Origin of the sequence: Desulfosediminicola flagellatus (assembly GCF_005116655.2) — a bacterium.
GTDB classification, from domain to species: Bacteria; Desulfobacterota; Desulfobulbia; order Desulfobulbales; family Desulfocapsaceae; genus Desulfopila; species Desulfopila flagellata.
In genome coordinates this window covers 3,158,503-3,170,671 of sequence record NZ_CP050698.1, presented here as the reverse complement: position 1 = coordinate 3,170,671, position 12,169 = coordinate 3,158,503, and the positions used below count along the sequence as shown (strand labels likewise).

The window sequence follows — 12,169 nt, the reverse complement described above, 5'->3', positions numbered from 1 at the left end:
TCACTTAGCCAGCTTAAGCCCAATCTGTTTAAGGCAAAAAAGTGGCCTTACGGACATTGGATAGTTTTCAGCTGAAACGCATAAACATTGCACAATTGAAGATGTGTCAAAATATATAATTGGCATAAGGTTTTATCGGTCACGAGAATGGAAATCTTAAAGAAAACTTCATGAATTCTTTGAGTTGGCTTGAAAAGACCGATAAGTTCAGGCGTTAATGCGTTTAGAGATGATACGGAGGGAGTATGCTGTGTATAGGATTGGTGAATTACTGCGAGACGATGGCCAGTTTCGACAGATTTACTAATTGTTGAGCCTCATGAATTGAGATCTGAAGTATTGATGCGATTTCTTCAGCACTCATTCCTTTTTCGGCAAGAGATCGGACATAGAGGTAGCGTTCAGGAGTTGTGGTGGATCTATTCCCGTATTGAGCTGAAAGACGCGGTTGCTGGAGCTTCATAGTGAGTTCAGCATTCTGGAGATCGTCCTGAAAACCGAGATTAACTGTCTGCTTTCGTTGTGAAACTTCTAAGTCAGCCAGGGCGATTGCCAGTTCTTGCTGTGTGAGTCGCAGGTCGTCAGACAATCGGTCTGTCTGTTTCCTGAAAAAAAGAGCACGGATAAAAACACAAACGACCAGCAGGAATGCAAAGATTGCAACTATATCTGGGTAGGAGAGATATTCTGAAACCATTATGGCAGCCGGGACTGGACCTTGGTTTTAAGTTTGATGAGCGCCTGGCTGTGTAATTGTGATACTCTGCCTTCAGAAAGTGTGAGTATCTCTGCAATTTCTTTTTGTGTCAATTCTTCATAGTAGTAAAGAGATATGACCAGCCGTTCTTTTTCTGAAAGTTGCTCAAGCACCTCTGCAATAATTTTTGTCAGTTCTGCTGCTTCAAGCCGATGTCCTGGCATCATGTCGGCGTTTGTCTCTATAAGTGAGTCGAGAAAAGAACGTCCTCCATCGGAGTGATCAAGAGTTTCGTTCAAACTGACGCACCCCAGATGACTTACTTCACCAAGAAGGCGCTGATACTGTTCAAGCGTAATATCCATAGCCTTTGCAACTTCATGCTCTTCGGGATCGCGACCGAGTTTGAACTCAAGAGCTGCTATGGTTTTTCCGATCCTGTTTTGTTTATCCCGTAAGGAGCGTGAAAACCAATCGAGTTTTCGCATTTCATCAAGAATTGATCCACGAATTCGGTGCTCTGCAAATGTTTTAAATAGAATGTTTTTTGATGGATCAAATTTGTTTGCGGCATCCAGCAACCCCATCATCCCAGCACTTTTCATATCATCCCTGTTCATGAAGGACGGCACTTGAGTAACCATGCGGCCGACAAGGATGTCAACAAGATATAGGTTTTCCTGAATCATCTTGGTTCTATCTTCAGGGATGTTTTTCTGGCTGTAGAGCATTGTTACGGTTAGCCTTTATTTCCTAGGTTAAGTAGTTTATTCCAGAAGAATTGCAGGTTTCCTTTTGGCTCGGAATGTGATGGCTCCATACATATTCTAGCGGCAATTTCACTAAATGCTGCAGTGATTTTTGAGTTTGGATAGAGGTCAATAATCACCTTCTGTTTTCGGATAGAGTCTATCATCTGTCTATCATTAGGTACTGAACCCATGTAATCAATAGATATGTCCAGATACCTGTTTGCTACCATCGTGAGCTTTTTATATACCTCGAGTGCTTCATCCTCATTTTGAATCTGGTTAACGACAAGGTTGAAGTGTTTCTCATGAAATTTTGTTGAGAGCAGTTTCATCAGTGCATATGCATCTGTTATCGCTGTAGGTTCAGGAGTAGTGACGACAAGTATCTCCTGAGCAGCAGTGTTGAAGTAGGTTACATTTTCAGAGATACCTGCTTCAGTGTCAATAAGTACATAATCAAAACTGTTGTGCAGTGAGTCAAGTCCGTCGAGCAACTTCATTTTTTGTTGTGAGTTGAGACGGATGAAATTCTGCAATCCAGATCCTGCCGGGAGAATTTTAATTCCCAGTGGTCCTTTAACGAGAATTGATTCAAGTTCCTGATCTCCTGAAAAAAAATGGTTCAGGTTGTACATGGGGGTCAGGCCGAAAACAACATCGATGTTTGCAAGCCCGAGATCAGCGTCAAGTATAAGCACTCTTTTACCGAGTTTGGCCAGAGTGTATGCGAGATTAGCGGTGACAGCGGTTTTACCTACGCCACCTTTGCCGCTGGTTATGGCATACACATGTGTGACATGATCAGTATCGGCAGGCAGCGTGTCCTTTTCTTTTCTCGTGTTGAGGGCACGCAGGGTTTTCGCCTGATCGGAAGCCATTTGGGTTGTATTATTCATGGGTAATTCCTTGGTGGGGTGACATGATCAGTTCCGCAACCGAGCGTTTGGTAATCTGTAGCAGATCTTCCGGTACTCGCTGGCCGTTTGCAATGTATGAGAGGGGAGCGTCGTTTTGAATCTGAACGTTGAGGATAACACCGGTTCTCATGCACTCATCGACCTTGGTGAATATGGTCCTGTCAATGCCTACCGCGGCAAACTTCTGGATGGCATCCAGTAGTTCATTCTCCCGCGTTGTGGCAGAAAGAACAAGATGTTTTTCAATATTGAAATCAGGTCGTAAAAAAGAAGAAAGTTCCTGGATACTGAGGGTGTCTTTGGGGCTTCTGCCTGCAGTATCAATAAGGATAAGCGATTTGTCCGCGTGGCGCTTTAAGGCGTCTTCGAGTTGGTCTGGAGAAATTACAACATCAACAGGAAGGTGCATGATTTCACCATACACCTTAATTTGTTCCACAGCGGCAATACGATAGGTGTCGATGGTGATGAGAGCTACTGAATTTGAGTAATTACTGAGATAATGAGCAGCCAGTTTTGCAATGGAAGTGGTTTTTCCAACACCTGTGGGGCCTATTAATCCGATACGTATCTGTTCTGTGCTGTTTTCAAAATCGGGTGGTTGAACTTCGGTCAGACTTTCTATGGTTGCGATTACGAATTTACGAATTTTCTCCGAATCTTCGAGTTCTTCACCTTTAAGCTGTTCTTTCGCAAAATTGGCTATAGTTGTTGCTGTGTCGCTATCAATTCCATGTTCGTTAAGTAACTTGATTACAGGGTTTTTGATCTGGTTGATACGGTTGAGCCGTTCGCGTAAGGCCATATTTCCCTGAGGGATTTCTGCGTGAGGATCTTGAATAGAGTCGGTTGTTCGCTCAGTTTCACCGAGCTGGCCGGCTATGAGCTTTACCATATTTCTGAGTTCAGCAACTTCGTTGTGTAGTGTCAGTTCCTGGGGCAGGTCACCAGCTGGTTGTGACCTGGTACTGCTGAACAGCTTTCGAACCTGATGGTGATCAATGTTTTCTGTGCTGTCGTAACCGTAATCGAGTTCAAGATCATCATCGCCGATTGTCGTGTTGATATGTGTATATTCTTTTCCAACCATGGGTTCGGGGGCGAAGGTGTTTTTCTTCTTCTTTCTGGTCGTGCTCATTGCTGAAGGTTTTTTTCTTTCCTGCTGCTCTTTATGCCATGCTGAATCAATGGCGGCAGTTATCTCTATGGTTGGTTTCCCAAGTAGACCAAGCTTGCCGTTTTTCACGGTTTTGGTGGAAAGTATGAGCGCATCTGGTCCAAGCTCTTTACGAACCAGTTTAAGACCTGATGCCATGTCGTGTGATTCAAATACTCTAACTTGCATTTAAGGTTACCGTCCCGAGTGATCGTACTTTTAAGTTAGCGCTTATTTCATTATGTGACAGAACTGCTAGGGCAGGGTAGTAACGTTCAGTCAGGCTTCTGACATGAGGACGAATCTGAGGTGCTGCCAGCAGTGTCGGTCTGCTTCCGCCCTCAAAGAGCGGGATAGCCTGACCAATTGAATCAAGGATTTTCTGGGCTATCTGCGGATCGATGGCCAGATATGTCCCGGTTTCCCGGTGTTGTATTGAGCTCTGAATTGCGTCTTCAACCTCTTTCGCCAGAGTAATAAGTGGAATCACTCCGTCCACAGCGAGTTGTGAACTGATGGTTCTTGCCAGTGAATGACGTACATACTCTGTCAATATTTCAATATCCTGCGTAACTGGTGCCCAATCCGCCATTGTTTCGAGAATAGATCGGAGGTCGCGAATAGATACACCTTCTTTCAGCAGATTCTGCAACACTCTCATAATGGTTCCGAGTGAGAGGACTGTCGGCACAAGTTCTTCAACGAGTTTAGGATAATGTTTGGCAAGATTATCGAGTAGACCCTGAACTTCCTGTCTGCCGATAAGTTCATGGGCATGCTGTTTGATAACTTCACTTATGTGGGTTGCCATAACTGTGGTGCAATCGACAACGGTGTATCCAGCCAATTGTGCCCTGTCTTTTTTGTCTTCAGTGATCCAGATTGCCGGCAGGCCGAACGCGGGTTCTGTTGTGGCTATTCCTTTAATTGTCTCAGTCACCATGCCGGGGTCCATCGCCATATAATGTCCAGGTAGCATTTCTGAATCAGCTACAATGACACCTTTTAGCGACAGTGTGTACCTGTTCGGGGTAAGTTGCAGATTATCTTTGATGTGAACCGGAGGGACAATGAATCCATTGTTAATAGCGAACTGTTTACGAATCGATTGTATTCTGGTCAGCAGTTCTCCATCCTGAGCCGAGTCGACAAAAGGAATCAGGCCATAACCAACCTCAAGCTGCAGAAGATCAACGTGGAGCATCTCCTCATAGTTTTCTTCACGCTGGAGCGGGGCTTCTGGTACAATTTCTTCCTCCACAGCCTTTTCCTCCACCCGTTGCTTTTTGTCGAGAGAAAATGCAAAGAAGGCAAGAGAGAGGGAGAGCATCATGAAAGGGAAAAACGGCATACCCGGTATAAAAGCAAAGAGTAGCAGAATTCCGGAAACGACCCAGATTGCAATAGAATTTTTAGAGAACTGGACCTGAATATCTGTACCGAAGTCTTTGCCGCCTGTTGAGCGGGTAACAAGCATACCGGCAGCGGTGGAGATAATGAGTGCAGGTATCTGGCCGACAAGCCCATCTCCAACAGTCAATATGGTATAGTTTTGTGCTGCTTCAGCAACTGGCATGCCTTTTTGAAGAACACCGATAACAAACCCGGCGCCAATATTAATAAGGGTAATGATAATACCTGCAATCGCATCACCCTTAACAAATTTTGAAGCACCATCCATGGCTCCGTGAAAAGCGGATTCCGCTGAAATCTCTTCACGTCTGGTCCGCGCTTCGTTTTCATCAATAAGTCCGGCATTCAAATCTGCATCAATGGCCATCTGTTTACCGGGCATAGCATCGAGTGTAAAACGTGCTGCAACCTCTGCAACCCTGCCTGCACCTTTGGTGATTACCATGAAATTGATCAGAACAAGAATTGCGAATATTACGATTCCAACAACATAATTTCCTCCAACCACAAATTGACCAAATGATTGTATTACTGAACCTGCAGCTGAAGGCCCTTCATCTCCATGCAACAGAATGAGCCTGGTTGAAGCCACATTGAGTGATAGCCTGAAGAGTGTGGTTGTAAGAAGAATTGAAGGAAAAATCGAAAATTCAACAGCTTTTGCAGCATATAAGCTGATGATCAAAATGAGCAGTGCAATGGTAATATTTGTGGCCAGAAATAGATCCAGGATGATGGATGGTATCGGGATGATCATTATCATCAGGATAGAAACCAGGCCCAGCGCAGCAATTACATCACTGCGTACCAGAAGTTCCTTAATTTGAATCTTTTTTATAATTGCCTGTGCTTCTGCTAGTTCCATCAGATATTTTTATTTTTGAGTGAATATACATGGGCAAGTATTTCAGCCACTGCTCTGAACATATCTTCGGGTATTGGTGAGCCTATGTCTAATTTATGCAATAATCGAGCCACTGGAGGGTTCTCAACGATTGGTATGTCGTGTTCCCGTGCAATCTCGCGAATTTTCATAGCAATAAAATTGGTGCCTGCTGCAACGATTACCGGAGCATCCATTTCACCAGAAGAATATCGCAGTGCGACCGATATATGTGTCGGATTTGTGACAACCACATCGGCTGAAGGAACTTCAGCCATCATGCGTTTTCTGGCCATTTCCTGCTGAATTGATCTGATTTGCGCCTTAATGTACGGGTCACCCTCCATTTCTTTAAATTCTTCTTTAAGTTCCTGCTTAGTCATTTTCATCTTCTGCTCCATTTCCCACCGCACAAACAAGAAGTCAATAAAGGCGATCAGGAGGAGTATAGCACAGATTTTAGCGAGAATAAGGAGAGCAGTTTTGCCTAAAAAGGCAGTTGTTGTGCCAATTGATGTGTCAACAAGTAAGAGAGCTTCACCAAATTTATCGAGCACGGTGGAGTAGCCAATCCAGCCTACAAGAGCAACTTTTATCAAAGATTTAAGTAGTTCGACAAATGATTTTTTCGAAAAAAATCTGGCAGCCCCGGAAATTGGATTCAGTTTGTTGAAGTCAGGTAGTAATGGTTGAGCTGTGAATAGCCAGCCTATTTGGAAAAATGTTGAGAAGAAGCCGATTATCAAGACAAGAAAAAAGAGAGGCGCCAGAAGTATCATCGATTTTTGAATGATAAACAGGGCCAGCACAAGTGTTGATGAGGCAGTTGCATCAAAGGTGTCGATAGATTGAAAGAGTGCTTTGAGCAGGTCTGTGAGGCCATTCCAGAAAATCGGCATATAGAAGAGCCAGAAAATCAGAACAATGGTAAACAGGGCGGCAGTCTGCACTTCCTTGGACTGTGCAACCTGACCCTTTTTCCTGAAATCTTCCCGCCGTTTCGCCGAGGGCGCTTCAGACCGTTCACCACCAGAGGAGGATTCTTCTGCCACTTCTGCTACTCCTGTATGGAGATTGAATGTTTATGGGGCCTATAAAACACTAGTCAAAAGGCTCCACCCATATCTTTTCATTTATTGCCATATCTGTTGTTTTTCCAGCATACTGTATAGACTGGAAGCGTAGATAATGGCTTAGGTCAAAGGTGAAAGTACTGAGTGTTTCAGATGCGTATTGCATTTTCAATGTAATTTACTCAGTCCTACTCCACTTTAACCTCAATCCTTTTGTTGTGTATTCAGAAGTTAAGGTAACCCATCATGTTTATGAGTGTTTCCCCAAGCAGGTCAAATTCCCGTCGCAACAGAGCGCTTGCAAGATCGAGTGTCAAAGCTATGACAATGAATGCTGTGGCGATATTTATAGGAAATGAAAGAAGGAAGACGTTGAGCTGCGGGAAGATACGGGCCAAAATACCAAGAACCAGGCCTGAAAGCAGGAGGATGGCGAGTACCGGGGCACTGAACTGGACACCAAGTGCAAACATTTTTGCTCCGAGATCCATTAAAAACGGCACAGCATCACCGCTGAGGTTGAGGTGACCCGGGGGCAGCAGGTCAAAGGATCGTATTGCAAGCCTGAAAAATAGATGATGTCCATCAACCGCTAGAAATGTCAGAATGGCAAAAACATTTTGAAACTGGGAGATCAGAGCTATCTGTCGCTCACTGGTCGGGTCAAAAACATTAGCAGCAGCAAAACCCATTTGGAAACCAATCACAGTTGCCCCATATTCAACAGCGGTGAATATGAGTCTGGCAACCAGGCCGATAATTGCTCCAAGTAAGACCTCTGCAACAAGAAACAGTGTAAACGCCAGAGGTGCAAAGCTCACCGCCGGTAACCCCTTTGACATGGCGGGGTAGAGGAGCAGCGCAAAGGCAAATATCATGGTGATTTTAATTTTGGTCGGTGATTGAGCAGAGGAAAAAACCGGTATTGCTCCGATAAATCCTGCAACTCTTGCAAGGACTACTAAAAACACCTGAAATTGATCGACTGGTATAAGGTTGAGATCCACGGTGTCTGTTAAAGAGTGCCCATCGTTTCAAATACGCCGATGGTGAATGTTGTAATGACACGGATTATCCATGGTCCGAAAAAAAGCAGGGTAAGAAATACAGCTACAATCTTCGGGATAAAGGTCATGGTCTGTTCATTGATCTGCGTTGCAGCCTGAAAGGTGGATATCAGCAGGCCAACAAGGAGACCGGCTATAAGCATTGGTCCCGCAACCATAAGAATCGTCTGGATTGCTTTACGGCAGACATTAATTGCCATATCCGGTGTAAATATTTCCATGATCTACTCCCTCAGCTGATTTAATACACACCAAAACTTTTAACCAGTGAGCCGACAATGAGATTCCAGCCATCGACAAGGACGAATAGCAGCAATTTAAAAGGCATGGAGATGATTACAGGTGGCAGCATCATCATTCCCATTGACATAAGTATGGATGCAACGATCATGTCAATTACCAGAAATGGGATGTAAATCATGAATCCCATCTGAAAGGCTCGTTTAAGCTCGGAGAGCATAAACGCGGGAATGAGTGTCATGGTTGGAATATCCTGCTCATCTATCGGCTCAGCATCCATCGTTAATTCGGCCAGCAGGCGTAACTCTGATTCCCTGACCTGACTGAACATAAAATCCCGCATAGGGATAAGTGCACGATCGAGTGCTTCGTTCTGGCTGATTTGCTCGGCCATAAACGGCTGTAGGGATTTCTCGTTTATTTCATTCAGGGTAGGGGACATGATGAAAAACGAAAGAAAAAGCGAGAGTCCGAGAATTATCTGGGTCGGTGGCATATTCTGGGTGCCCATTGCCTGGCGAAGGAATCCCAGCACTATGACGATTCGAGTGTAGCAGGTCGTCATCAAGATAATGCTGGGAGTGACAGACAGGATTGTGAGAACAAATAGGACCCTGAGAGCGGTCGAGACCTGTTGAGGGGTTTGAGCGTCTTCTATGCCGAGAGTTACAGTCGGCAGGCCGGCAGCATAGACTTCTGAAGTGGTGCCGATACAGATGTTGCCGACCACGAGAATCAGGCAGATGAGAAAAGCTGTGCTATAAAGCGATGAACGTTTCATGATCACAACTTGGCCTTGGAGTCATGTAGAGCTTTACTGAAAGATGTGGGAGTATCCTGATCTAAAGAGGCAAGAAAGGTGATATCCTCGTTGCCAATCCCCAGGAGGTATTCTTTGCCTCTTACCTCAACAAGACAGATCGCTTTTTTTGGCATCAGGGGCTGAATCTCCAGGATTCGTATCGATTTTGAGCTGTTTGCGTTGATAAGGGAGAAGCGTTTTTTGAAAAGCGCGTACAGGATGAGAATAATAGCAAGAACAATCAGTAGTGCCCAGATAACCCGGAAAATAGCTGAGAACTCATCTGCTGGGTATTCAGCCGCCATTGCAGGTGTTATGAATAATGGTAATGTGATGATCGCTATAATGATGGGACGGCATCGTTGTAACATTTTTATTACCCCAGCTTTTCTATGCGGTCACTGGTGCTTACCACGTCGGTGAGGCGGATACCGAATTTTTCACCAACCATTACAGCCTCACCTCTGGCGATAAGTCTCGAGTTAACATAGAGATCAAGAGGTTCGCCTGCCATTTTGTCGAGTTCAATAACATAGCCTTCACCCATCCGGAGGAGGTCTCTTAGCAAAATTTTACTTCGCCCAACTTCAACTGATACTTCAAGTGGAACATCATAGAGAAATTCCAGGCCTCGATTTGATTCTGCGGCGCGCGGCTTATGTTTCTGCTGGTTGGTTTCCGAATCGCTGTTGTCGAGAAGTTCTTTAAGTTCTTCTGGTGCCGGTCTGGCACTCTGGTCTGAATTGTTGTTCTGATCCATGCTATTCTCCTTCCTGATATGTGCCTAAAATGCTGATCGCTTTTTTCCCGTTAATGGTTCCTGGTCGTGCATGAAATTTTGGTATTTTCTCTACCAGGACTTTGAGCGGAGAATTAGGATCGTACTCGATCGGAATGATTAATCCTGCCTGAAGGTTGAGTATATCTTCAACTATCAGGGTAATAGTGCCTGACTGTGCGATAACATCAACGCTTGTTCGTTTTAGTTCATTTTGTAATGTGTCTTTCCATGCATCCCGTGTAGTAACATCGACCATCAACAGTTCTTTCAATTTTTCGCGTAAAGGATCAAGCGTCATTGCAGGTATTACCAAATCAATTTCGCCTGAGAGATCATCAACCTTAACGTTAAAGGTTCCTACCATAACCTCCGATTCAGGATCGGTTATTGATACCAGTCTGGTATCATTTTCAACTTTAACAAGATTCGATGCGAGCTTGATGAGTGGTGTAAAAGCTTTGTCTATATCAACACATGCATCATTCATGACCGTTTTTACGATGGACAGTTCAATAGTTGTGAGCGGCCTTTCGAGATGTAACGGATCAAGTTCATTAGATGCGCCCAGCATTATTTCAATCATTGAATAGGACAGCTGGTGATCAAAAATAATTTTTGAGCTGTGCGGGAGAGGGTGAAGATTTAATAAACCGATTGCTCCCGGGTTCTTTCTTTTGGTTAAATATTCACGGTATTCACATGAATCCATAGAGATTCGGGTGATGCTAAACGTGCGTTGCAGGTGGTTTGTAAGAGAAATTGAATAGTTTCGACAGAAATTGTCGAGGATCAAATCAAAATTAGGAATTCGAACCTGATCATCTTTTCGTTGTGTGATATCAAACAGATCGAGAGGCTCGCATTGTAAAAAATCATCAGAACCGCGTGTATCATCAAGGTCGAGTGATACTTTCCCAGCACGAATGGCGATCAGTAGATCGGCAATTTCCTGTTTCGAGAGAATAGGTTCCATAGTGGTCGCGATTTGCCCTTACTGAACTACAAAGTCTGTGAAATATATAGCTTTAACCTTACCAGCCTGAAGTATTCCGTTAATTTTACTGGTGAGTTCAGCCTTGAGTTGCTTCTTGCCCTGTAAATCCTGGAGTTCTTCATAGGTTTTATTGCCCACCAACAGCAGAATAGAATCTCTGATCTGAGGCATACGCTTTTCAACTTCTTCCTGAACTTCTTCGTTAGAGAGCTCGACGGTAAGTGAAGCTTTTACGTAGTGGTTGACGTCATCACTGATAATGTTGACGATAAATTCACTTATATCTACCATCGGTCCGATGGTGGAACTTTGGCTCAACTCCGGAACAGGAACTTCAAGGCCGGGGTCCTGGTCTTCTTTGGGGACTTCCTTTTTCTTTAGCAGGAAAAAACCGGCAATACCTCCAGCGATAAGAAGAACCACCAGAGCAGCACCAATAATAATGATCAGTTTTTTCTTGTTCTTACCTTCTGCAGGGACTTCAGCCTGGGTATCTTTTTGATCAGCCATGATAGTCTTTTTTTCTATTTAAAATGTTGGTATGAATTGCCTGTCTCGATTGTGCTGATGTGCTGAGTGTTGGCGTAACTGGCAGCGTCTATTTATAAAGGTACTCTTCCTTTCCTGTTCGCAGGACTATCTGATTCCTGCTGCAGCCTGTCGAGACGAAGTACAAATTCAACCCGTCTGTTTCTGGCACGTGTTGCATCATCCCTGTTTGGCACCAGAGGTCGATCCGGGCCATAGCCAGTGGCTGCCATCCTGTCGATTTTAAGCAGATCTCCCTGCTTGAAGAAACGCATAACGGATACTGCACGCGATACAGATAAATCCCAGTTGCCTATAGGATTTTGTGATATCAATATGTCATCAGTATGCCCTTCAATTCTCAGCTTCATCGGTAATGGTCTGATAATATCAGCAATATTCCGAAGTATGGGGTATGAATTTGGCGAAACTTTGGCTTGTCCAGGTTTAAACAGTATCGAGTCGTTTACCCGTAATATTATGGTATCACTGTCTTTTTTTACAGCATCCACTTCATTGTTCATTTGCATTAGATCCAGCTGTGACTTTACCCGTTCATACACTTTTGTGGTCATTGCCTGTTGGACAGGTGTGAACTTAGTAATTGGTGGAGACGGTAAAATCGGAATGGCAAATTCTACATGGGCCGGTTCTGCATGCATGCCAAAAGCATCTTTTAATGAGCTTGAGGCTTCTGTAAATCTGACAGGATCCATGCTGGCCATTGATAATAACAGTACGAAAAAGGTGAGCAGCAGGGTTACCAGGTCAGAATAGGTAACCATCCAGGCTGGTGCACCAACTGCACATTTACACGGTTTACATTTTGTCTCTTCCTGAGAAGTTTGGTCTTCTGCCATGAGAAA

General features: G+C 44.2%; 14 protein-coding genes. All 14 read right to left on the bottom strand.

All coding sequences use genetic code 11. From position 1 onward, the window contains the following. Positions 1-268: 268 nt before the first annotated feature. The 14 genes from FCL46_RS13240 to FCL46_RS13175 all read right to left on the bottom strand — a co-directional run bounded on the left by FCL46_RS13240 (position 269) and on the right by FCL46_RS13175 (position 12,163). Positions 269-697: a hypothetical protein gene (locus FCL46_RS13240; RefSeq protein ID WP_136807874.1), complete on the bottom strand. Its 429-nt coding sequence runs from the start codon at positions 695-697 to the stop codon at positions 269-271. Then, positions 697-1,428 carry a FliA/WhiG family RNA polymerase sigma factor gene (locus FCL46_RS13235; protein WP_136807875.1) on the bottom strand — a complete coding sequence of 244 codons (732 nt, stop codon included), beginning with the start codon at positions 1,426-1,428 and terminating at the stop codon, positions 697-699. The genes FCL46_RS13240 and FCL46_RS13235 overlap by 1 nt, the downstream gene beginning before the upstream one ends. Before the next feature lie 8 nt (positions 1,429-1,436). Further along, the gene (locus FCL46_RS13230) at positions 1,437-2,345 is read right to left on the bottom strand and encodes a MinD/ParA family protein (RefSeq protein WP_136807876.1); all 909 of its coding nucleotides are present in this window, start codon (positions 2,343-2,345) and stop codon (positions 1,437-1,439) included. Next, complete coding sequence (gene flhF / locus FCL46_RS13225) at positions 2,338-3,711, bottom strand: flagellar biosynthesis GTPase FlhF (RefSeq protein WP_136807877.1); 1,374 nt, start codon at positions 3,709-3,711, stop codon at positions 2,338-2,340. The genes FCL46_RS13230 and flhF overlap by 8 nt, the downstream gene beginning before the upstream one ends. Further along, positions 3,701-5,800 carry a flagellar biosynthesis protein FlhA gene (gene flhA, locus FCL46_RS13220; RefSeq protein WP_136807878.1) on the bottom strand — a complete coding sequence of 700 codons (2,100 nt, stop codon included), beginning with the start codon at positions 5,798-5,800 and terminating at the stop codon, positions 3,701-3,703. Before flhA ends, flhF begins: the two co-directional genes overlap by 11 nt. Continuing rightward, the gene (flhB, locus tag FCL46_RS13215; protein WP_136807879.1) at positions 5,800-6,870 is read right to left on the bottom strand and encodes a flagellar biosynthesis protein FlhB; all 1,071 of its coding nucleotides are present in this window, start codon (positions 6,868-6,870) and stop codon (positions 5,800-5,802) included. The genes flhA and flhB overlap by 1 nt, the downstream gene beginning before the upstream one ends. Before the next feature lie 245 nt (positions 6,871-7,115). After that, on the bottom strand, positions 7,116-7,898 hold the full coding sequence (fliR, locus tag FCL46_RS13210; protein ID WP_136807880.1) for a flagellar biosynthetic protein FliR: 783 nt from the start codon (positions 7,896-7,898) through the stop codon (positions 7,116-7,118). A gap of 8 nt (positions 7,899-7,906) precedes the next feature. Beyond that, on the bottom strand, positions 7,907-8,179 hold the full coding sequence (gene fliQ / locus FCL46_RS13205; RefSeq protein ID WP_136807881.1) for a flagellar biosynthesis protein FliQ: 273 nt from the start codon (positions 8,177-8,179) through the stop codon (positions 7,907-7,909). A gap of 20 nt (positions 8,180-8,199) precedes the next feature. Beyond that, positions 8,200-8,979, bottom strand: a complete 780-nt coding sequence (gene fliP, locus FCL46_RS13200; RefSeq protein ID WP_136807882.1) for a flagellar type III secretion system pore protein FliP — start codon at positions 8,977-8,979, stop codon at positions 8,200-8,202. A 2-nt stretch (positions 8,980-8,981) separates the two neighbouring features. Beyond that, a complete protein-coding gene (fliO, locus tag FCL46_RS13195) occupies positions 8,982-9,371 on the bottom strand; it encodes a flagellar biosynthetic protein FliO (protein WP_136807883.1) in 390 nt (129 codons plus the stop codon). 5 nt (positions 9,372-9,376) lie between these two features. Next, entirely contained in the window at positions 9,377-9,760 is a 384-nt protein-coding gene (gene fliN / locus FCL46_RS13190; RefSeq protein WP_136807884.1) for a flagellar motor switch protein FliN, read from the bottom strand. Between the two features lies 1 nt (position 9,761). Beyond that, positions 9,762-10,754 carry a flagellar motor switch protein FliM gene (locus tag FCL46_RS13185; protein ID WP_136807885.1) on the bottom strand — a complete coding sequence of 331 codons (993 nt, stop codon included), beginning with the start codon at positions 10,752-10,754 and terminating at the stop codon, positions 9,762-9,764. An 18-nt stretch (positions 10,755-10,772) separates the two neighbouring features. Then, a complete protein-coding gene (locus tag FCL46_RS13180) occupies positions 10,773-11,285 on the bottom strand; it encodes a flagellar basal body-associated FliL family protein (protein WP_136807886.1) in 513 nt (170 codons plus the stop codon). A gap of 92 nt (positions 11,286-11,377) precedes the next feature. After that, the gene (locus FCL46_RS13175; RefSeq protein WP_136807887.1) at positions 11,378-12,163 is read right to left on the bottom strand and encodes an OmpA/MotB family protein; all 786 of its coding nucleotides are present in this window, start codon (positions 12,161-12,163) and stop codon (positions 11,378-11,380) included. Between the last annotated feature and the right edge of the window lie 6 nt (positions 12,164-12,169).